This is a genomic window from Marinobacter xiaoshiensis, from assembly GCF_031631795.1.
GTDB lineage: Bacteria > Pseudomonadota > Gammaproteobacteria > Pseudomonadales > Oleiphilaceae > Marinobacter > Marinobacter xiaoshiensis.
Genome location: NZ_JAVMBO010000018.1, coordinates 25505 through 47135 on the forward strand (window position 1 = coordinate 25505; position 21631 = coordinate 47135).

Annotated in this window: 22 protein-coding genes and 1 tRNA gene; 7 read left to right on the top strand and 16 right to left on the bottom strand. The window is 53.1% G+C overall.

Annotated features, from left to right (window positions below):
- Positions 1 to 116 precede the first annotated feature (116 nt).
- The 4 genes from wrbA to RKA07_RS15590 all read right to left on the bottom strand — a co-directional run bounded on the left by wrbA (position 117) and on the right by RKA07_RS15590 (position 3029).
- Entirely contained in the window at positions 117 to 716 is a 600-nt protein-coding gene (gene wrbA, locus RKA07_RS15575; protein ID WP_310966769.1) for an NAD(P)H:quinone oxidoreductase, read from the bottom strand.
- Between the two features lie 114 nt (positions 717 to 830).
- A complete protein-coding gene (locus tag RKA07_RS15580; RefSeq protein WP_200203947.1) occupies positions 831 to 1529 on the bottom strand; it encodes a pirin family protein in 699 nt (232 codons plus the stop codon).
- Between the two features lie 47 nt (positions 1530 to 1576).
- Entirely contained in the window at positions 1577 to 2536 is a 960-nt protein-coding gene (locus RKA07_RS15585) for a quinone oxidoreductase family protein (protein ID WP_310966770.1), read from the bottom strand.
- A 34-nt stretch (positions 2537 to 2570) separates the two neighbouring features.
- Complete coding sequence (locus RKA07_RS15590; RefSeq protein WP_200369968.1) at positions 2571 to 3029, bottom strand: DoxX family protein; 459 nt, start codon at positions 3027 to 3029, stop codon at positions 2571 to 2573.
- A 163-nt stretch (positions 3030 to 3192) separates the two neighbouring features.
- Here RKA07_RS15590 and RKA07_RS15595 point away from each other — a divergent pair, with 163 nt between their 5' ends.
- Positions 3193 to 4092: a LysR family transcriptional regulator gene (locus RKA07_RS15595; protein ID WP_200203940.1), complete on the top strand. Its 900-nt coding sequence runs from the start codon at positions 3193 to 3195 to the stop codon at positions 4090 to 4092.
- 12 nt (positions 4093 to 4104) lie between these two features.
- Here the strand turns inward: RKA07_RS15595 and RKA07_RS15600 are convergent, their stop codons facing one another.
- The 3 genes from RKA07_RS15600 to RKA07_RS15610 all read right to left on the bottom strand — a co-directional run bounded on the left by RKA07_RS15600 (position 4105) and on the right by RKA07_RS15610 (position 6661).
- The gene (locus RKA07_RS15600; RefSeq protein WP_200203938.1) at positions 4105 to 4590 is read right to left on the bottom strand and encodes an acyl-CoA thioesterase; all 486 of its coding nucleotides are present in this window, start codon (positions 4588 to 4590) and stop codon (positions 4105 to 4107) included.
- Between the two features lie 84 nt (positions 4591 to 4674).
- Positions 4675 to 5514, bottom strand: coding sequence for a sterol desaturase family protein (locus RKA07_RS15605; protein ID WP_200203936.1), 840 nt, complete (start codon positions 5512 to 5514; stop codon positions 4675 to 4677).
- 55 nt (positions 5515 to 5569) lie between these two features.
- The gene (locus tag RKA07_RS15610) at positions 5570 to 6661 is read right to left on the bottom strand and encodes an MBL fold metallo-hydrolase (RefSeq protein WP_310966771.1); all 1092 of its coding nucleotides are present in this window, start codon (positions 6659 to 6661) and stop codon (positions 5570 to 5572) included.
- A 117-nt stretch (positions 6662 to 6778) separates the two neighbouring features.
- Here RKA07_RS15610 and RKA07_RS15615 point away from each other — a divergent pair, with 117 nt between their 5' ends.
- From RKA07_RS15615 to phnE (RKA07_RS15640), 6 genes are all read left to right on the top strand, one after another.
- A complete protein-coding gene (locus tag RKA07_RS15615) occupies positions 6779 to 7819 on the top strand; it encodes an AraC family transcriptional regulator (RefSeq protein ID WP_200203932.1) in 1041 nt (346 codons plus the stop codon).
- A 148-nt stretch (positions 7820 to 7967) separates the two neighbouring features.
- Complete coding sequence (locus tag RKA07_RS15620) at positions 7968 to 9227, top strand: glycerophosphodiester phosphodiesterase family protein (protein ID WP_200203930.1); 1260 nt, start codon at positions 7968 to 7970, stop codon at positions 9225 to 9227.
- 199 nt (positions 9228 to 9426) lie between these two features.
- Positions 9427 to 10371, top strand: coding sequence for a phosphate/phosphite/phosphonate ABC transporter substrate-binding protein (phnD, locus tag RKA07_RS15625; protein ID WP_310966772.1), 945 nt, complete (start codon positions 9427 to 9429; stop codon positions 10369 to 10371).
- Positions 10372 to 10458: 87 nt separating this feature from the next.
- Entirely contained in the window at positions 10459 to 11277 is an 819-nt protein-coding gene (gene phnC, locus RKA07_RS15630; RefSeq protein ID WP_200203920.1) for a phosphonate ABC transporter ATP-binding protein, read from the top strand.
- Positions 11274 to 12083 carry a phosphonate ABC transporter, permease protein PhnE gene (gene phnE, locus RKA07_RS15635; RefSeq protein WP_200203918.1) on the top strand — a complete coding sequence of 270 codons (810 nt, stop codon included), beginning with the start codon at positions 11274 to 11276 and terminating at the stop codon, positions 12081 to 12083. Before phnC ends, phnE (RKA07_RS15635) begins: the two co-directional genes overlap by 4 nt.
- Before the next feature lie 110 nt (positions 12084 to 12193).
- Positions 12194 to 12889, top strand: a complete 696-nt coding sequence (phnE, locus tag RKA07_RS15640) for a phosphonate ABC transporter, permease protein PhnE (protein WP_310966773.1) — start codon at positions 12194 to 12196, stop codon at positions 12887 to 12889.
- A 79-nt stretch (positions 12890 to 12968) separates the two neighbouring features.
- Here phnE (RKA07_RS15640) and RKA07_RS15645 read toward each other — a convergent pair.
- From RKA07_RS15645 to rseP, 9 genes are all read right to left on the bottom strand, one after another.
- Positions 12969 to 13045: transfer RNA gene (locus RKA07_RS15645), tRNA-Met, on the bottom strand.
- A 67-nt stretch (positions 13046 to 13112) separates the two neighbouring features.
- Positions 13113 to 13802 (bottom strand): ribonuclease HII, encoded by a 690-nt coding sequence (gene rnhB, locus RKA07_RS15650; RefSeq protein WP_200369975.1) that lies wholly within the window; start codon positions 13800 to 13802, stop codon positions 13113 to 13115.
- Positions 13771 to 14982, bottom strand: a complete 1212-nt coding sequence (gene lpxB, locus RKA07_RS15655) for a lipid-A-disaccharide synthase (RefSeq protein ID WP_310966774.1) — start codon at positions 14980 to 14982, stop codon at positions 13771 to 13773. Before lpxB ends, rnhB begins: the two co-directional genes overlap by 32 nt.
- 20 nt (positions 14983 to 15002) lie before the next feature.
- Positions 15003 to 15794, bottom strand: coding sequence for an acyl-ACP--UDP-N-acetylglucosamine O-acyltransferase (gene lpxA, locus RKA07_RS15660; protein ID WP_310966775.1), 792 nt, complete (start codon positions 15792 to 15794; stop codon positions 15003 to 15005).
- Positions 15794 to 16231: a 3-hydroxyacyl-ACP dehydratase FabZ gene (gene fabZ, locus RKA07_RS15665; RefSeq protein ID WP_200203908.1), complete on the bottom strand. Its 438-nt coding sequence runs from the start codon at positions 16229 to 16231 to the stop codon at positions 15794 to 15796. The genes lpxA and fabZ overlap by 1 nt, the downstream gene beginning before the upstream one ends.
- Before the next feature lie 11 nt (positions 16232 to 16242).
- A complete protein-coding gene (gene lpxD / locus RKA07_RS15670; protein ID WP_200369978.1) occupies positions 16243 to 17268 on the bottom strand; it encodes a UDP-3-O-(3-hydroxymyristoyl)glucosamine N-acyltransferase in 1026 nt (341 codons plus the stop codon).
- A 48-nt stretch (positions 17269 to 17316) separates the two neighbouring features.
- Complete coding sequence (locus RKA07_RS15675; RefSeq protein WP_200203903.1) at positions 17317 to 17811, bottom strand: OmpH/Skp family outer membrane protein; 495 nt, start codon at positions 17809 to 17811, stop codon at positions 17317 to 17319.
- Positions 17812 to 17873: 62 nt separating this feature from the next.
- On the bottom strand, positions 17874 to 20192 hold the full coding sequence (bamA, locus tag RKA07_RS15680) for an outer membrane protein assembly factor BamA (protein WP_200369979.1): 2319 nt from the start codon (positions 20190 to 20192) through the stop codon (positions 17874 to 17876).
- A 44-nt stretch (positions 20193 to 20236) separates the two neighbouring features.
- Positions 20237 to 21586 (bottom strand): RIP metalloprotease RseP, encoded by a 1350-nt coding sequence (rseP, locus tag RKA07_RS15685; protein WP_200203899.1) that lies wholly within the window; start codon positions 21584 to 21586, stop codon positions 20237 to 20239.
- Between the last annotated feature and the right edge of the window lie 45 nt (positions 21587 to 21631).

The window sequence follows — 21631 nt, forward strand, 5'->3', positions numbered from 1 at the left end:
AGTATACAGGGAATAGTTTCCGGACAAAGCTATGGAGCTGGTTCAAACATCACTCAGCGCCGCTGGGCATAAACTATCTACCCAACGGCTCTGGATCTTGCTCTGGCAGGGGGCTATCAGCCTTTAAGCTTGGCGGCAATTTTGGCCACATGCTCACCTTGATGGCGGGCAATACCCAGCTCACGCTCATCTGGCTGGCGTGAACCATCGCCACCGGCAATTGTAGAGGCACCGTAAGGCGTACCACCACCAACTTGTGAGACATCAAACAGCGCTGGCGTGGTATAGCCGATTGGCACAATAACCATGCCGTGGTGCGCCAAGGTGGTCCAGGTAGAGGTAATTGTCATTTCCTGACCACCACCGGTACCGGTTGACGTGAACACGCTAGCCACCTTGCCTGCCAATGCGCCCTTGGCCCAAAGGCCTCCGGTCTGGTCGAAGAAGGTGCGCACCTGCCCCGCCATGTTGCCAAAGCGTGTGGGCGTGCCGACGATGATGGCGTCGTAGTCTGCCAGCTCGTTAGGCGTAGCAACCGGTGCAGCCTGATCAACCTTTCCACCCGCACCTTTGAAGGCCTCGGCATCCATGGTTTCCGGAATACGCTTCAGGGTCACTTCCACACCCGCTACGCTGCGAGCACCTTCAGCAACGGTTTGCGCCATAGTTTCAATATGGCCGTACATTGAATAATAAAGAACCAGAATCTTCGTCATTTATGTATCCTTCATCTGTTTGGTTTGTACGCGTGTATGTATTCACCAAGAGCCGGGCAACACTCTTACCAAAGGTAGTAGTGCAGCCCGCTTCCAACAAGTCGAACTGGCTTCTTACGCCACGTCTACCAGTACGATTTCGCTGCTTTCCAAAGCCTTCACGTTCAGCAACTCTTCATCTCTAACAGCAACGCCATCACCGGCAGACGCTACCACTCCATTCACTTCAATCTTGCCGGTAGCTGGAACCAGATACACCTTACGCCCGGGGGCGATGTGATATTCAGTAGCCTGACCTGTCTCCAGAGTTGCTGCCACCATGCGAGCATCCGTGCGAATTGGCAGAGCCTCACCATCACCGGGCATGCCGCTCGCCAGGGTTACAAACGAGCCACTGCGCTCACCTTTGGGGAAAGGCTTGGTGCCCCAAGTGGGTGGCAAACCAACTTCGTTAGGCATGATCCAGATCTGGAAGATTTTGGTCGCCACATCTTCCTCATTCATTTCACTATGGGCAATGCCGGTTCCCGCACTCATTACCTGCACATCACCTGCTTCCGTGCGTCCCCGGTTACCAAGACTGTCCTGGTGGGTGATTGCGCCTTCGCGAACGTAGGTGATGATTTCCATATCCCGGTGCGGATGGCGTGGAAAGCCTGAGCGCGGGGCTATGGTGTCATCATTCCATACTCTGAGATTTCCCCAGTGCATGCGATTGGGATCGTAGTATTCGGCGAATGAAAAATGGTGGCGAGTATCCAACCAACCATGGTGGGCACCGCCGAGTTCACTGTGGGGTCTGAGTTCAATCATTGTAAGATCTCCTGCTTCGTGTCATTCGTGACGGTTAACTTTTCGCCTTAAGGGATCAGGACAATTTTTTCAGCCCCACCCTCATTTACCTTGTGGTAAGCCGCAACAGCTTCCGAGAGCGGCATCTCGGTAAAGTCTTCCGGTATTGGTAGCGCCCCTTCAAAGGCTGCACCAATCTGCTCAAACATGGTCGCGCACTCTTCCAGGCTGTATAGCAGCGAGTTGATGCCGATGACCGAACCACCGCGGCGGTAAAGAGCAAGAATAGGCATGCTAATCAGCCCGTCCACTGGCGCTGCGATAACCGCGATACGCCCGAATGCAGCCAGGGTATTCACTGCTGCTGGCAACCAGTAGCCGGTGGTGTCAAAAATCACCTCAGGCGCTTGCTGCTGAAAATGCGCCAGTGCCTGCTCTGGTAACTGCTCCGCCTCTGGCAACTCAAAAGCCTCAACACTTTTCGCTATCAGCTCTTGCACAACATCGGCCCGGCGCGCGGCCATGACCACATTCGCACCCCTTGCTTTGGACAGCGCTTGCGCTGCTCTGGCCACGGCACCGGCGCCGATGATCAGGAACCGGGTGCCCGCTTTAACCTGGCTACGCTCCAGGGCATCCCACGCCGTGATGTAGGGAACACCGAAGGTTGCCGCCTGAGCAAAGCTCAGTGATTCCGGTTTGGGCGCGACTGCATTCGCCGGTACAACCACATACTGAGCATGGCAGCCGTCCCGGGTAAAACTGAAATCTTTGCCCGTGCCGCCCCAGACCGCTTGGCCCAGAAGCTCTTCCGGTCCCTCCACAACAACACCTGAGAAGTCTCTACCGGGAATGCGCGGCGTTGTTGTGTAAGGAAAGCGACCGAGAACGTTTTTCAGGTCGCTGGGGTTCAGGCCAGCAGCCCGAACCTCAACAAGAACCTCGCCGGCACCGGGTACTGGCCTAGGCAGATCAATCACTTGCAGCGAATCGAGTGAGCCGGTTGCTGAAAACTGTAGAGCTTGCATAATCGACCTCGATAACAAAATTGAAAGTTGTGCCTTATCGGCGACTGCCACCAAACCGTTCCAGCAGCAGGTTATCCACTGCAAACCGACCACCGCCCTGAATAGCAAGGGCTACAGCCACAACAAACAAAGTCAGGCCGAACTCATAACCGTTGTTTTCCATGAACAAACCGTTGCCAATGTGCACGGTGAAAATGGCGACCAACATAGCAAAGGCAATAACTGCTGCGGCCGGGCGTGTCAGCAGGCCCAATACCAGCGCCAGCCCCCCGAAGAACTCAGCACCGCCAGCCATGAGGGCCATCAAATAACCTGGCTCCAGACCAATGCTGGCCATCCACTGCCCGGTGCCTTCAAGACCATAGCCGCCGAACGAACCGAAGAGCTTCTGCGCACCGTGTGCCGCCAGGGTCAGTCCAACCGGGACCCGCAAAACAAGCGAAGCGAATCCGCCATTGGAATTGAACAATGCGTGGGTAAGTTTGGAGCTCATGATGAATCCTCAAATAGTAGTCTGTTGATTTGCCTCCTGAAGCGTCGCTCCAGATGATGAGCCTACTTTACTATCGCCCATTCGAAAGAATAAGATGGCAGACGCTGCGTTACTATCAACACAGCGTTGATAATCATTGAACCTACAAAGTCAGGATGAACCTATGGATCGCCTTGATGCCATGCGTGCTTTTGTTACGGTTGTTAGTGAAGGCGCCTTCACTCGCGCCGCCGAAAAGTTGGACATGTCACCCCAACTCGTCAGCAAGTATGTTTCTCAACTGGAAAAACATCTTGGCGTGCGCCTGCTCAACCGCACCACCCGCCAGCTTCACCTCACAGAGGCAGGCGCCAGCTATCACCTGCGGGCTCAACAGGTGCTGCACGATATTGAAGACATGGAGTGCCAGATTGGCGACCTGCAAACCGAGGCTCGTGGCATGCTGAGAATCAGTGCGCCGGTCTCTTTCGCCATTCGCCATATGGCGCCGTTATTGAGTGAGTTCCAGAAAGCCCACCCTGGTGTAGGCATCGACTTGCAACTTAATGACCGCAAGGTTGACCTGGTTGAAGAGGGGTTCGATGTAGTACTGCGGATCGGTCACCTCAAAAGCTCCTCTCTGATTGCCAAGCGCATTGCTCCGATCAGAATGGCAGTGTGTGCATCCCCGGATTATCTGAAACAGAATGGCACCCCCAAGCAACTGGAGGATCTGCAGGGCCACCGCTACCTGCGCTACAGCTACATTGAACTCGATTCCAGCCAGCCCCTGCACCGGTGGCTGCAAAACAACGGGCAAAATGACAGCAACGGTATGAGCAGCAATAATGGCGACGTACTGGTTGAATCTGCCATCGCAGGCTCGGGGATTGTCTTGCAGCCTACATTTATCTCTGGCCCGGCAATCAAGGAAGGCAAGCTGCAGGTCATACTGCAGGAATTTGAACCTGAGCCCATGGGGCTTTACGCGATGTATGCCCACCGCCAACTATTGGCGAGCAAGGTTCGTAGTTTTGTTGATTTTATCGATGGGTATTTCGGTGACCCGCCCTACTGGGATTGAGCGGGCACCTGCTTATGCTTTTGCGGCTTCGAGGGATTTGTATCGCTCGGCTAATTCCGCACGAATGGCACGACGCTCTTTACCGTTGGCAAAGCGCCTGATTTCATCTTCAGTGCGCGGTTCCAGCGGAGGGACTTTTACTGTTGCCCCAGTCTCATCAACCGCCACCATGGTGAAAAAACAACTATTGGTATGCCGGACCATCTGCTCTTGTATATTTTCAGTGATCACCTTGATGCCCACCTCCATTGAGGTGTTGCCCGTGTAGTTAACGCTGGCCAGAAAGGTAACCAGCTCACCCACGTGAACAGGCTGGCGAAATGTCACCTGATCCACCGACAGAGTAACCACATAGTTTCCCGCATAGCGGCTTGCGCAGGCATAGGCCACTTCATCAAGATATTTGAGCAAAGTGCCACCGTGAACGTTACCCGAAAAGTTGGCTTTGTCCGGGGTCATTAAAACGGTCATGGTCAGTGTTGAAGATCCGAGTGCCATATTATCCTCTTGGTGGAGCGTCTCTATAGGCTCCAGAATCAGTGATAATATGGCTAGCGTCAACCACGAGGAGCTGGGTACCGGTTAACGGGCCTTCCCAGCTGTTTTCTTCACGCTCTCCTGCTGCTCGATTTCTACCGCGGTTAAACCTTTTTTCTTCCCCTGCAGATACCTCAAGTACGCAGGTATGTGCGTTTTACCCATGTACTTATCAAGATACGGCAGGAAGCCCGCGTAATTGCCTTTGAATTTAGCGTGGTGAAAATCGTGATAAACAGGGCCTTCGTACACAGGCAGCAGATGCACCGGGTTCCAGGGGATGTCATAGCCAATGTGGCCGTCTGCACCTTCAATTTGCCGGATGATCACCCAAAGCCAAACAACATAGATATGTGCGCCCAAAAGAATGGGGCCTATCAAGGTGAGCGTTGCGGTTAACGTATATTCCAGCCAGTGCATGTAGTTACCGTTGATTCCGCAGGTATTGCGGATTCGATGGTGCACGCTGTGCACATTTCTCAACAGCCATTTGTTCTCGTGCATGTACCGGTGCATCCAGTAATACAGAAAATCATCCAGCAACACGAAAAACACCAACTGCGCCAAAATCACATACCACGCAGGCAGTTCGTTGTTATGCACGCCGGTATGTTTCAGCAGCGGCCAACTCAGCACCAGCAGCGACGCCAGAATAATGTTGTTAACGAGTATGCGTCCGAGGGAAGGCAGCAGAAACTTTTTAACCTCAAATGGCTTTTGCTGGATTTTGTATTTTCTCAGCGAGACAGGATCCAGCCAGGCAACGATGGTCCAAGGCGTTGCCACAAGCAAAAACGCCGCCATGCTGATGGCCAGTGTGGCCATAGGAAACTGCCAGAACCAGGGATCGTTATAAAATCCATCCCACAAACCAAATACATTCATACCGACTCCAGACAACCTGAATCCATGATCAAAATGCGGTTATCACTAAGCTGGATCACTTCTTCCTGTACACAGCTCCAAAGCTCAGATCACCATAGGTGACCGTTGGCCTATACCCGGGAAAGCCCCAATAACTGGTCAGCTCAGAGGAATTGGCCATGTTGGGGAAATCTGTATACAGCGGATGATTACCGGCGATGGTTTTCTCAACCACCATAGAAATGTATTGATCCAGCCCGCCCTCAAGGGTGTTGCCGTTCAAAATTACTTCCATGCCTGTTTGCTGTGCGTATTTCTTCAAGCCAGGAATCCGTGAGTGCAGAGGCGCGTAGCAATCCGGCCCAACACCGTTTTCGCTCGTTACCTTAAGACCTTCAGGGGTATGAGCCACAAACGAGTGATTGCCGACGGTATGGCCCGGCGTGCGAATCAACGCCAGCCCATCACCAATCATTACATCCCCATCCAGCTGAATAATGCGATCTTCCGGAACACCCGCCAGCCCATTTGGGCAGTACCAGTCGATCTGTGGTGGCATCAGGAAATTAGCTGAAGCCCACTCCTCTCTCATCACCAGAAGCTTGGCATTGGGGAACAAACCTGGATTCTTGCTATCGCCTAGCCAGCGACGAATATCCTGGGTGTGCAGATGGTCATAGCTGATGTAGTCCACATCTTCCGGCGTCAAACCAGCCTGCTGCAGACACGCCTCAACCGTATTGATTTCAGGAGCGAGAAACTTTTTAACCAACTCTTTGAGAGGGCCAGCCTTGTCGATCACCTTACGGAAATACGGGGTTTCTGCGTTCGCTTCGGCATCTGAAGGCGAGAGCAGTATCGTTTTCACACCCTCATCACTATCAACCTGCACAATAAACAGGCGATTCAGGATATGAATAAAAGGACTTGGAATAACATTGCAGTTCAGAAAAGCGTACTTGGTGGGGTACGGCACACGGATCAAGCCCATACTCTGATAAAACCTGGCCTGGGGTTTTGCCAACATGTCATCGCGGAAACTGACCGCCGCTTTCCGCATGCTTTCCAGTCGATAGTGCGCAGTATGGCACTTACGAGCCTCTTCAAAATGCTTGATCGGCTTGATAATGCTGCTTTCAATCGTACTGGTTTTGAGAATACTGCCCATGTGCCGCCTATTTATAATTGTTGTAGTGTCTGTGACTCGAATTGAAAAGCATCCTAGCCTGCTTTAACCTGACTTAATTGTTGGATCACGAATAAAAATTACTATAAGGCGGCAACCTTGATCAACAAATCAGAAGCAAACACTTCGCGAAACCACCCACTCAACTTTGTGGTTGGAGCCTACATTCAGCCCATTCTCGTAGCCTATCTTCAACAAGGCGGCCGACTCTCTCCTCTAGCAGATGCTGCCGCTGTTAACGACCTGTGGATGATTAACCCTCCGGAAACAATTGCGGTAGAAGACTATTTTCGACTTTTTCTGAGCGCAAGCGAACTTCTCAAAGACCCCTTGCTCGGCATCAAGGCGGGGCAAAGTGCAGGCCTCGAAAACTTCGATGTGCTGGGTGAAGCCTTGACCAATCTACGAACCAAATCACTGACTCTCGGGCATGCCTTACATCAGATGATGACTCTTGAACGACTGGTGCATCGCTTGGGCACCTCTCGCATAGAATCAGGTGGCGGGAACATTCGTCTTATCTGGCGAGCCCATTTTCAGCAACACAAAGCGGCCCGGCTGGTATGTGAAAGTGTAATTGCAGGAATTATCCATCTTGCGGAACAGCTAACGGGGCGATTGATACCTGTAATGGAAGTGTGCTTCGTTCATGCAAGGCCAGCGGATTATCACGAAGCGGAGTACCAACAGGGATTCCGGGCACAATGCCGGTTCAGTCAAAGCCATAACAGCATTATGTTTGCCGCAGACGTATTAGCCTGGCCTTTAAAAAACATAGCTCGCCCATCCGTTGCCGACTCCACCGCAGGGCAAGTGGTTGAGCAGGTAAAAAACCATGTTGGGAAGAACCTGCTAAACAGCCCAAAGCTCCCCCAAATAGCCGCCATTCTAGGGCAAAGCGAACGCAGCTTGCAGCGCCAGCTAAAACAACAGGGAACCAGCTATCAACAACTATTGGCCGATGTTCGCTTACACCATGCTCAGGATTATCTGCAGTATTCGAATTTGAGTATTTTGCAGATCAGCCAGTTGCTGGGGTTCAGGGAACAGAGTTCGTTTAACCACTTTTTTTTGAGGGGCAGTGGCTTGTCGCCTAAAAAGTGGCAGGAAGTGAATCGGGCGGGGGCCGGGTCAAACTAATAGAAGCGGGGGTCAGGCTGTCATCAGGCGTTAATCAAGTGCAGGCAATATTGGCGCCTGTACAGCCTGAGATTAAACAACCGCCCCGTTCTCGCCAACTAAAGCGATGCCGGGACGAACCCAAAATGTCCAACAGAAGGACTCTGTTATGAAAGTTTCGCTTTTATTGCCTCTCATCATCGGCACTCTCACCATGTTATCTGGCTGCAACGACAGCGATAGCAACGCCAGTGTGCCAGAAGCAAACCCTTCAGATAACAACGAGCAGCTGGTTCAGCTCGGCCCAAGGCCTTACTTTCTGGTTAATGATATGGATGACGGTGAGCTGAAAAGTAAGCTGCAAGCATGCGAATCCATACCTGCGGTCTCGACCAACTTCTCCATTGCCCACCGGGGGGCACCACTGCAGTTTCCTGAACATACCCGCGAATCGTATGTAGCGGCGGCCAAAATGGGAGCCGGAATCATTGAGTGCGACGTTGCCTTTACCAAAGACCGGCAACTAGTTTGCCGCCACGCACAGAACGACCTGCACACCACCACCAACATCGTGGCCGTACCGGAGCTGAATGCCAAATGTACCAAGCCTTTCGTGCCTGCCAATCCGGGCGCTGGCACAAAAGCTGAGGCCGAATGCCGCACCAGCGATATCACGCTGGCTGAGTTCAAGTCGCTCCGAGGGAAAATGGATGCGTTTGATGAGAATGCCACCACTCCTCAAGAGTATTTGGGCGGCACCGCCGATTGGCGCACGAACCTGTATGCCACTGAGGGCTCTCTATTAAGCCATCGCGAAAGCATCGAACTGATCAAAAAGCTGGGCCTCAAGTTCACCCCGGAACTGAAGACACCGGTGGTCGATATGCCTTTTGAGGGTGACTATACACAAGAAGATTATGCTCGGCAGATGATCAATGAATACATCGCTGCCGGTGTGAAGCCCGAGGATGTATGGCCACAGTCGTTCCTGCTGGACGATGTTGTTTTCTGGGTTAACCAAATGCCCGAATTTGGCCGCCAAGCCGTATTTCTGGATGAGAAAAGTAACGACCCGGATAACGTGTCTATGGCATATATGGAAAGTCTCGCCCAAAAAGGTGTTTCCATTCTGGCGCCGGCACTCTGGAAAATGCTGACTCTAAACGGCCACCAGGAGATCGTGCCATCCGAGTACGCGTTCAATGCCAAGGCTGCTGGCCTTGATTTGATTGGTTGGTCTCTGGAACGCAGTGGGCCGCTCGCCGAAGGTGGTGCCTGGTACTACCAAACTGTCAACGATGCCATTAACAACGACGGCGACATTTATACAGTAATTGATGTGCTGGCTCGCGAGATTGGTGTCATAGGCATTTTTTCAGACTGGCCTGCGACGACAACCTACTATGCCAACTGTATGGGCCTGAAGTAGTCCCGCAATCGAACGTTCGTTAATGCCATACCAGAGCCAGCGGATGCCGTTATCCGCTGGCTTTCTTCGCTGCCCCAACCTTTCAATCCCCTGCTCGCCCGATTAACAGACACTTCCAACATCCTGTCTTTGTCACGGAACCATAACAATCCCTGGTTAGTATCTGGCCGATGATGCTTCATAACTTGAGGATGCAAATATGAATAAGTTGATGTCTCTTACATGTGCTGCTCTGATGACGCCTATGCTCGCGCAGGGCGCATTCAAACTGGACTCCCGATACAGCGACAATGACGGGGATCTGATTGCTGACATTCCTGCCAAGTCTGAGCAGATCGATCCCTCCACTCTGATTTTTGCTTACACCCCGGTAGAAGACCCGTCTGTTTACGCTGAAGCCTGGTCCGATTTTCTGGACCATCTGTCTGAGAAAACCGGTAAAAAAGTTCAGTTTTTCCCTGTCCAGTCGAACGCAGCGCAAATTGAAGCCATGCGCGCAGGTCGCCTCCACATTGCCGGCTTCAATACCGGATCCAACCCGATAGCCGTTGCCTGTGGCGGCTTCCGCCCTTTCACCATTATGGCGTCCGCTGATGGCTCATTCGGCTACGAGATGGAAATCATCACCCACCCTGATTCGGGCATTACCGATGTAGACGGACTGCAAGGTCGCGAATTGGCATTCACCTCCGAAACCTCGAACTCAGGCTTCAAAGCGCCATCTGCAATATTGAAAGCGGATTATGATCTTGTGCCAAATAGAGACTTCACGCCGGTGTTTTCCGGCAAGCACGACAACTCTGTGCTTGGCGTTGCCAATAAGGACTATGACGCCGCCGCAGTCGCCAACTCCGTTATGGCGCGAATGCTGAATCGGGGCGTTGTCAGCGAAGATCAGATCGTGTCTCTGTACAAGTCTCAGACCTTCCCCACCACAGGGTATGGCGTTGCTCACAACCTGACGCCAGAACTGCAAGACAAAATCCAGCAGGCATTCTTCTCCTTTGAATGGGAAGGCACCACTTTGGAAGAAGAGTTCTCAAAGTCGGGTGAGGCCCAGTTCATCCCGATTACGTTTAAGGAGCACTGGGAGGTCATTCGCAAGATCGATGATGCCAACGGCGTGGTGTACAACTGCCGCTAAAGACTCAAACCGCTTTCAGTGGGTTGAACATGTCGTTCGATGTGGCCAGCCCGCTGACTCTTCTATTACCAGCAATGGCAGAAAACTGTGCTTGAACTGAAAGCCTTATCAAAAACCTACAAAACCGGCGACCGGGCACTGACCGACATCAGCTTCTCGGTGCCTGCGGGCCAGGTTGTAGGACTTATTGGCCCCTCTGGCGCCGGCAAGTCGAGTCTGATCCGGTGTATCAACCGTCTGGTTGAACCCAGTTCCGGCCGCATTTACCTCGGTGAAACAGAACTGACCAAACTCAGTGGCCGGGCTTTACGCCAGGCTCGTCGCCGTATCGGGATGATTTTCCAGGAATATGCTCTCGTTGAGCGCCTTACAGTAATGGAAAATGTGCTCTCAGGCCGTCTGGGGTATGTCTCCGGCTGGCGATCCTTCCTGCGCCGATACCCACAAACTGACATCGACCAGGCATTCGGCTTGCTGGAGCGAGTCGGGCTGGGTGATCACTACAACAAACGGGCAGATGAACTTTCTGGCGGTCAGCGCCAACGAGTAGGTATCGCCCGGGCGCTGGAGCAAAACCCGGAACTGCTGCTGGCCGACGAGCCCACGGCGTCGCTCGACCCGAAAACGTCTCGCCAGATCATGCGCCTGATTCAAGGCGTCTGCCGGGAAATGAACCTTCCAGCCATCATTAACATTCACGATGTAGTGCTGGCACAAAACTTCGCCGATCGGATCATCGGGTTACGGGCAGGCCAAGTAGTGTTCGATGGCCCACCGTCAGCCTTGTCCCATAAGGCACTGACCTGCATCTACGGAGCAGAGGATTGGGACCTGGTGCAACAGAGCAGCGAGTCCCAAAACGACGAGTTTCTGTTCAGCAACGCCAAAGTGCTGGAGCTAACATGACCGGCGCAATCACGTCTTTGAGGACCTGGAAGCGGCCTCCGGTACTACTTAAAAACCCACGATGGCGCTGGAGCATTTTGTTAGGGAGTGCGATCTACCTGGTTCTGGCGATCAGCTCAGTGGAGGTCAACTGGTTTCGGGTTTATGAAGGTCTTGAGCGCGGCTGGAAGTTCATTCAAGGGTTTCTGTCGCCAGATTTCAACTCCCGCTGGCGGGACATCCAGGCTGGGCTGGTCGAAAGCCTGACCATGACTCTAACCTCCACCGCAGCAGGTGTGTTGATCTCGGTACCCATCGGTATTGGTGCCGCCCGCAATCTGGCCCCGGCGCCGGTGTATATGTTCTGCCGCAGCCTCATTACGTTATCTCGCTCATTCCAGGAAATCATCATAGCGATTCTGCTGGTTGCGATGTTCGGATTCGGGCCCTTTGCCGGGTTCCTCACTCTGACATTTGCTTCCATCGGGTTCCTTTCCAAGCTTCTGGCGGAAGACATTGAAGGCTGCGACAGCGCCCAGATAGAAGCCATTCGCGCGACCGGCGCAGGTTGGTGGCAGGTGGTTAACTATGCAGTCCAATCTCAGGTGATGCCAAGGCTGATCGGCCTTTCTCTGTATCGGTTGGACATAAATTTTCGGGAGTCGTCGGTCATAGGTATCGTTGGTGCCGGCGGTGTTGGAGCCACTTTGAATACAGCTATTGATCGCTACGAGTACGATTCAGCTGGCGCCATCCTGATTATCATCATCGCTATTGTATTAGTGGTGGAATACTCATCATCCTACATTCGGCGGTGGGCCCAATGATTGCCAGTACAAACACGAAAACATGGCAGTTCAGAACTCCAAAACAACACCTGCTCCGATGGGCTGGCTGGTTCTGGCTGGTGGCTTTAACAGCATTCTGCTGGAACCTGATGACTGAAGACACCATCTGGGCCTTTGTAGCAGACGCACCCCGACAGGCTTCGGATATCGGTGGCCGCATGCTCCCACCGCGCTGGGGCTACCTCAATCAACTCTGGCAGCCGCTCTGGGATACGCTGAACATCGCAACTCTTGGCACACTGATCGGAGTGATCATCGCGATACCCGTTGCCTTCCTGGCCGCTGGCAACACCACCCCGAGTCGTCATTTTGTACGCCCGCTGGCCCTGCTGATCATCGTAACCTCACGCTCCATCAACTCGCTTATCTGGGCGCTGCTGCTGGTCGCAATCATCGGCCCTGGACTTTTGGCAGGCATTGTCGCGATAGGCCTACGCTCGATCGGCTTCGTTGCCAAGTTACTGTACGAGGCCATTGAAGAGATTGATGAGAACCAGGTGGAAGCAGTGCGAGCAACAGGTGCCTCCCGGGTTCAGGTGATTGATTACGCGATTATCCCGCAGATCCTGCCGGCATTTTGGGGCATATCAGTGTTCCGCTGGGACATCAACATTCGCGAATCGACCATTCTCGGGCTGGTGGGTGCCGGCGGCCTGGGTCTGCAACTCCAGTCATCCTTGAGCACGCTAGCCTGGAACCAGGTAACAGTTATATTTCTCGTTATACTGGCGACTGTGGTCGTCTCTGAATGGGTATCTGCGAAAGTTCGGCGGGCTGTGCTCTAAACGAGCATGATCGCCAGTAGGGTGAGTAACTCAAAACGAAAAAAGGCAAATCAGTAAGTTACTGATTTGCCTTTTAATATGGTAGCGGGGGCAGGATTCGAACCTACGACCTTCGGGTTATGAGCCCGACGAGCTACCAGACTGCTCCACCCCGCATCAAACTGGTTGTTGCCGAGTCGCCTCGATCAACGTGCGCGTATAATAAGGACTTGTGGGTGCGTTGTCAATTACTGTTTTCAAACAGATCTGTTGGGTAGTGGAGGTTTTCTGTCACCGACGCCTCGGGATTCTTGAAGAACCCAACCTGCTCCATGGCCTCCTGAACTGGCCGGAACGACTTGCGATGCTCTGGCGTTACCCCCAACCGGAACAGGGCTTCCATGTGGACGGGCGTGGGATAACCTTTGTGTTTGGCAAGTCCGTAGCCGGGATACCTCTGCTCCAGTGCCTCCATCTCCCTGTCCCGGGTCACTTTGGCAAGTATGGATGCAGCGCTGATGGCCTCTACCCTGCTATCCCCCTTTACCACCGGCTCGGAAGGCCAATGCCATTTCGGGCATTTGTTTCCATCCACCAGCACGTACTCTGGCGCAACGCCCAAACCGGCAACGGCTCGCTCCATGGCAATCATGGTGGCTTGGTATATGTTGATCTGATCTATCTCATGGGCCTCACAACGGCCCAGACACCAGGCAGTCGCATGCTCAATAATTTCTTCGTAAAGAGCATTACGTTTTTTTTCTGTGAGTTTTTTCGAGTCTGCCAACCCTGCAATAGGCCGATCAGGATTCAGAATAACCGCCGCAGTCACTACCGCACCAATGAGTGGCCCGCGCCCTACCTCATCCACGCCAGCCAATAACCGGCCCTGATAGGCACATTCAAACGGAGGTAATGCAGGTGCTCGCGCCATTCAGGGCTCGCTCTTCAACAAGCTCAGAAATTGCCTGGGCAGCTTTTTCGTCGGCATCCTGTTTCAAGGTGTGGTGAAGCTCTGAAAATGCCTCTACTAACCGGTCTCGCTCTTGCTGGTTTTCCATGCGCTCCAGCACAGCAGCGCCGAGTGATTCCGGTGTCGCGTCATCCTGCAATAACTCAGGCACAAGAGGTTGATTCGCCAACAGGTTAGGCAGTGAAACGTGAGGCACCTTCACCAGGCGGGAAATCACTGCCCAGCTGACGTTGCTCAAGCGATAGCCCACGACCATAGGCTTTTTCAGCAGCATAGCCTCTAGAGTCGCCGTTCCGGACGCCAGCAATACAACATCTGATGCAGCCATCACTTCCCGGGAGCGGCCTCTTACAATAGTGACCTGAAGCTTTACGTCGAGCGCTTCGATGAGATCACTAACCTGCTGCTCCCGTTCACGGTTCACACAGGGGATAACCAGTTGCACATCCGGCCGTTTGGCCTGAATCCAACGTGCGGCTTCCAGAAACAAGGTACCCAGACGTTCGACTTCACCAGCCCGGCTCCCTGGAAGCACCGCCAACAAGGGTGCATTCTCATCAAGTCCAAGGTCTTGGCGGGCTTTCCCTGTTTCGGGAACCAGCGGTATGCGATCTGCAAGAGGGTGCCCTACAAAGGCAACGGGCACCTGATGCTCTTCATAGAACCTGGCTTCAAATGGCAACAGGGTGAGCATCAGGTCGACAGACTTGGCGATTTTGAAAATTCGTTTCTGCCGCCAGGCCCAAACCGACGGGCTGACGTAATGAACAGAGGGGATGCCCGCCTCCCGACAACGCCGTTCGATAGCCAGGGTGAAATCCGGGGAATCGATGCCGATCACCACATCTGGTGGGGTGGCGAAGAAATAACTCAGTAGGCGTGCGCGTATACGAAAGAGTTCCCGGATACGGCCAAGGACTTCTACCAGGCCCATAACAGAGAGCCGCTCCATAGGAACCAGGGAGTGGAAACCTTCGGCTATCATTTCATCACCACCAATGCCGACAAATCGGGCTTTGGGGTAGCGGTTACGAAGTGATCGGATCAGGCCGGCGCCTAAAATATCCCCGGACGCCTCACCTGCGATAATTCCAAAGGTTATACTGCGGTCACTGACAAATGCGGCCCGGGGATGATCCATCGAATAAAGCTCCTGCTGGCTCAGCGGATAATGCCGCGATGAGCTCCGCGCAAGGAGTCGATAAGCACGCGCACTTCTGGCGTATCGGAGTACTCTTCTTCCAGTTTCTCCACAGCCTGCTCAGTGGTTAGGCCCTGGCGGTAGATGACTTTGTAGGCTCGGCGCAGGGTCATTAGCACCTCTTTACTGAAGCCGCGGCGCTTGAGACCTTCAACATTCATGCCGTGTGGCTCCGCCGACTGGCCCGCAGCCATAACGTAAGCCGGAATATCCTTGAGCACGATACTGCCACCAGCTGCCATGCTGTGGGGCCCTATATGGCAGAACTGGTGCACCATGGTGCCACCGCCCAGAATAGCATGATCGCCTACCGTAACATGGCCTGCCAGCGTTGCGCAGTTGGCAAGGATGATGTTGTTGCCAATAACGCAGTCGTGGGCCACATGCACATAGGCCATCAGCAGGTTGTGACTGCCAACGCGAGTTTCACCTTGATCTTGTACAGTGCCACGGTGAATGGTGCAGTTCTCGCGAATGGTGTTGTTATCACCAATAATGAGCGTGGTTGGCTCCCCGGCGTATTTTTTATCCTGACACTCTTCACCGATGCTGGAGAACTGGAAAATACGGTTGTTCTTGCCAATAATCGTTGGCCCTTTAACAACCACATGGGAAAGGATTTCTGTGCCTTCGCCAATTTCCACATTCGGGCCGATATAGCTCCAGGGACCAACCGTTACGTTATCCGCAAGTTTGGCTGATGGGTCTACTATCGCTTGGGGATGGACGCCCGACCAATCATTTGTCGCCATTAAACTTCTCTCTCAGCGGTCAGTATCTCTGCCACACAAACGACTTCACCATCGACCAGTGCGCGACATTCAAATTTCCAGATACCGCGTTTTTCCGAGATAATTTCCGACTCCATGCACAGCCGGTCTCCAGGTAACACGGGGCGCTTGAAGCGTGCCTTACTGGTGCCTGCAAGATATTGTACCAGCCCATCCGAAGGTTTCCGCCCTACTGTTGCAAAACCGAGAATACCGGAAAGTTGTGCCATGGCTTCAATAATCAGAACCCCAGGCATAATCGGGTTACCGGGGAAATGGCCGTTAAAGAAAGGCTCGTTAAACGAGATATTCTTGTAGCCTTTGATCGACTTAGATTTTTCAAGCTCGGTAACCCGATCCACCAGCAAGAAAGGGTAACGGTGTGGCAGGTACTCCAGTATTTCATCAATATACATCATCGTGATCGGCCTCAGCCCTCTGATTTCTTTTCCAGCTCTTTGACGCGCCGCGCCAGAGTATCCAATTGACGGAAACGCACGGCATTTTTGCGCCATTGCCGGTTGGTATCTGCGCTGGTGCCGGAAGAATACACTCCTGGTTCCCGAATATCTCCGGTGACCAGAGTCATGCCGGTAAGATGTACCTGGCTGGCAATTTCCAGGTGGCCGGCTACTCCGGACGCACCACCAAATACACAGTGGCTGCCAATCTTTGTACTGCCCGCAATCCCCACCATTGCGGCCATAGCGCAATGATCACCAATGTGGACATTGTGGGCAATTTGAATGAGGTTATCGAGTTTAACGCCACTACCGATAACGGTGTCATCCAGAGCACCACGATCTATTGTAGTGTTTGCGCCCACCTCAACATCGTCACCAAGAACAACGCGACCTAGCTGTGCAATTCTGTGCCATTGGCCCTTTTCGTTGGCGAAGCCAAACCCGTCAGAGCCTATGACTGCACCGCTGAGAATATGGCAACGCTGCCCAATCACCACATCGTGGGCAAGCGTAACTCTGGGCCTGATAATGGAGCCGGCCCCGATGCTGGAGCGAGAACCAATAACACTGCCTGCACCGATGACAACCGCTTCGCCAATAACCACTTCCGCCTCAATAACGGCATTAGGGCCGATACTGGCACTGGTGGCAACGGTTGCACTCGGGTCAACCACTGCCGCAGGGTGAATGCCCGGCGGCGCAATGGGCGCAGGGTCAAACCAGTGACTGAGCCGAGCATAACCCAGATAAGGATTGGCAAGTACCAGGACATTGGTCGGGCAATCATCCGCTGCTGCAGGCGACAGAATAACGGCCGCAGCCTGAGTCTCTCCCAAGTGTTTTGCATAGGTGGGATTAGCCAGAAAACTCAGCTGATCCGGGCCTGCAGCCTGAAGCGTTGCGAGGCCGGATACCTGAATTTCAGGATCGCCTCTAAGCTCCGCGCCGAGGGCTTCTGCTATTTCTCCAAGCCGGTAAAACTTTTCCGTCATCTCGCGCTCCAAAACACGCTTGTGAGCCCCCGGGCTCTTCAGCAGGAATTAACGGTTCAGTTTTTCCAGAAGCTGTGGAGTCAGATTCATTTCCGGCTTTACATAGACAACAGCTTCGCTTGGCAGAATAAGATCCAGATCGTTTTCTTCAAGCAACTCTTTAACAGCCGCATCTACTTCCGGACGTGCTTCCTCAAGGAATGCCTGCTTCCGCTGGTTCACAGTAGTATCAAGGCGCTGCTTCAGGAAGTTGAACTCTTTGACCTTTTCCTGGAATTCGCCGGCAAGCTTGTTACGCTCGCTCTCGTTCATCATTGCGCCGTCTTTTTCCAGACGCTCTTTCAGCTTTCGAGCGGCCTCTTGGGTCTCGCGAACCTTTTCCTCGTCGCCGGCGAAATCTCTTTGCATAGCTTCACTGAAAGACTTGGCGTCGTTTGATGAGAACAATGCTTGCCGAAGATCTACGACACCAATTCGGGTTTCTGCTACGGCTGGCAATGCGATCGCCATGGCTGCTGCAAACATCACTAGGTTTCTGAACATCTTGGGTCTCCTGAGTTTCATTCGTTTTTGTTTCTCGCAACGCTTAAGCAAATTTCTGCAAATCAGAATGTCTGGCCAAGTGAGAACTGGAACACCTGAGTTTCATCTTTCGGTTTGTCGTTCAGCGGCTTGGCAAGGCTGAATGCCAGTGGACCTACAGCGGTAATCCACTGGAACCCTATGCCCACAGAGTATCGTAACTCCGACGGCTCCGGGTCATATCCGCGATCGGGATCGAATACCTGACCTCCGTCCAGGAAGAATGCGGTACGCATAGAGCGGCTGTCTCCGGCAAACGGCGTTGGGAAAATCAACTCCAGGGATCCTTCTGTGAGGAGATTACCACCGAACGGATCGGGATCGGAAAAATCGTTATCAGCAGGACGCGCACGCGGCCCCAGCGAGTTAGCCTGGTAACCCCTCACTGATCCATAACCGCCCGCATAGAAATGCTCATAGAACGGCATGATTGGGTCTTCACCATATCCATTGCCGTAACCCACTTCCGTTCTCGTATGCAGAACCCAACGATCGTTGTCCGACATGGGGAAGTAGAAATCCGTTCTGTGGGTAGCTTTATAGAACGTAAGGTCACTGCCGGGCACGGCGACATCAATCGACAGGGAGTGGCTGTGACCCGAGGTTGGCAAGACACCCCGGTTCAAGGTGCTACGACGCCAACTGCCGAATAAGAAATAGTTGTTGAAGTTATCGCCTTCTTCTTCGATGAAGTCAGTCACATCTTTGGACGTAAATACCCCACCTTTAATCTTGGAGTTGGTATAACCCACCCCGAAATTAAGCCTGGTAATATTATCGGTTGGATACCCGAAGGTGATACGTCCGCCGTATTCATCCAACAGGTAGGACGTAATGTCCTCCTGTTCAAAATCTGTTTCCCTGGCAAACACACTGAAACCACGGCTTACACCGTCTACAGTGTAGTACGGGTCCATGTAGGAGATATTCGCGCTTCTAACGGCATCACTCACGTTTACGCCAAATGATGCCCGCTTGCCCGTGCCAAAAAAGTTATTTTCGGCCACGTTGGCGCCAAGAATAATGCCCGAGTCCTGTGAAAAGCCAACAGATGCGGAGAGACTTCCTGTTGGCTGTTCTTCCACCGAATAGTTCACATCAACAAGATCATCTGTTCCCGGTACCGGAACCGTATCCACATTAACCATCTTGAAAAAGCCAAGCCGCTCAAGGCGGGTTTTGGAAAACTCAATACGGTCGGATGAAGCAATACCGCCTTCCATTTGCGTCATTTCCTGGCGCAAAACATCGTCACGGGTAGAGACATTACCGCTGAAATTTATACGCCGAACATAAGCCCGCTTGCCCGGCTCAACAAAAAACGTAACGGCAGCGGTGTTATCTGGACCCGGCTCAGGCACGGCATTTACATTTGCGAAGGCGTAACCTTCCCTGCCTAAACGGAAAGACAGCGTCTCTGAAATGGCTGTCATCCGGGCACGGGAAAATACATCGCCCGCCTCTACCGGAATCAGTTTACGCAGTTCCTCTTCATCAACAATGAGATTGCCACGGAGCTTTATTTCAGAAATCGTATACTGCGGGCCTTCATCGATAGCGATAGCAATAAACACCTGTCGCTTGTCTGGCGAGATAGAGACCTGGCTGGACTCCACATTGAAGTCGAGGTAACCCCGGTCGAGATAGAATGAGCGCAAGGTTTCCAGGTCACCGCTCAAGCGTTCCCGTGCATACTTGTCCGCATTAGTGATGGAGTTCCACCAGCTAGTGGTACGCAGCTCGAACAGGTCTCGTAACTGCTCATCACTGAACTCCCGGTTACCCACCAGGTTGATGTGCTGAATGGCTGCAACAGTGCCTTCGTTAATATCCAGGCGAATGGCCACACGGTTTCGAGGAAGCTCTTCGGCCGTTGCCTTCACGCGCGCGTTGTAGCGCCCCTGCCCAATGTAGGAGCGCAGAATTTCCAGTTCCAGCCGCTCCAATGTTGCCCGGCGGAATACCTGCCCCTCCTGAAGCCCGGCACCAGCCAAGGCATCCATGAGCATATCGGTCTCGATGTTCTTGTTGCCCTCAATTTCGATCGACGTGATCGAAGGGCGCTCCCGAACAGTAAGAATCAGAATCCCGGCATCGCGACTCGCTTCGATGTCGGTGAACAAACCTGTACGGAACAGCGATTTAATCGCATCAGCCAGTTCGGCTTCGTCCATCTGTTCTCCGATATTTACAGGAAAAGCAGAAAACACAGTACCTGCAGAAACACGCTGCAAGCCTTCCACCTCAATATCTGCAACCGTAAATTCATCTGCAAATGCTGGCTTCATGCCGGTTGCGGCAACAGCGAGGCCAATGGCTATGCCTAGAAGAGAACGTCTCATTCAATTATTTCGCCTGGTTAATGCGCGTAAGGAGCCCGCAATTCTCACAACCGCATCAGGTCGTTGTAAAGAGCAAACACCATTAATGTGAGGATCATTGCCATACCAATTCGTAATCCAAGCTCCTGAACGGCGTCCGATACCGGCTTTTTGCGGATTGCTTCGATGGTGTAATACAAGATATGACCACCGTCCAGCACCGGTACAGGTAACAGATTCAGGATACCCAGGCTGACACTCAGGTACGCCAAAAATCGAATAAAGTCTTCGAACCCCGAGCTGACACTGGCTTCAGCTACACGGGCAATCGTAATCGGGCCACTGAGATTACTGGGTGAGAGCAGTCCTGTAACCATCTTTTTGATGGCAACCAGCGTAAGCCTTGTATCTGCCCAGGTTTCGTCCAGCGCAATGGGGATGGCAGCCAAGGGGCCATAACGAACGTCGCGCATTACATCATCTGGCCATGAGACTGGTTTAACACCGGCCCCCACGAAACCAATAACTTCGCCATTGTCCTGCTGCTTTTGCGCCGGAGTTACCTGAACAGACTGCTCAGTCCCAGCGCGCTCAATACTGAGTTCGAGCATTTGCTCGGGTGCACTGCGAATAAAAGCAACCAACTCGAACCAGTCTTCAACTGGCTCTTCATTCACCGCAAGAACACGATCTCCCGCCTGCAACCCTGCAGCTTGAGCACGGCCACCGTCTGCAATCTGGCCAAGTATGGCTGGAACATCTGGCCGCCAGGGCGTAATACCAAACTCACCAAGCGGGTCCGGTGTTTCGTTGCTCAAGCTCCAACCACCCAGCTCGCCGCTCAAAGTGCCCTGAGCGCCAGCACTGGATACATCCAGGGTGATTATTCCTTGCTCGCCAGCACGCTCAAGAATGCGCATATTCACATCCCGCCAGGAGCTCACTCTATGCCCATCTACAGCGTGGATTTCCATACCCTCACGAAGGCCAACATTACTGGCAACGCTTTCCCTGGCAACATCACCCACGATGGGCGCAACGTGAGTGACACCCACCACGCCAAGCAGCCAGTAGGCGAAAATGGCAAACAGGAAATTGGCAACCGGGCCAGCTGCCGCAATGGCAATCCGCTGAGAAGGAGGTTTGGATGTAAAAGCCTGGTCTCTGAGTTCTTCAGGGACCGGACCCTCTCGCTCATCCAGCATCTTTACGTAGCCGCCCAATGGAATGGCGGCTATTGCGAATTCAGTGCCGTGGCGATCGTACCAAGAGAACAGGGGCTTACCAAAACCCACTGAGAAACGCAGCACTTTCACCCCGCATCGGCGCGCGACCCAGAAATGGCCATACTCATGCAGGGTGACGAGTATCCCCAATGTAAGCGCAAGAGCAAGTACGGTTTGAATAATCTGCATAGCATTCCTGGTTTAAGCGCCAGCCCGGCGAAAAGCTCTAAGTTA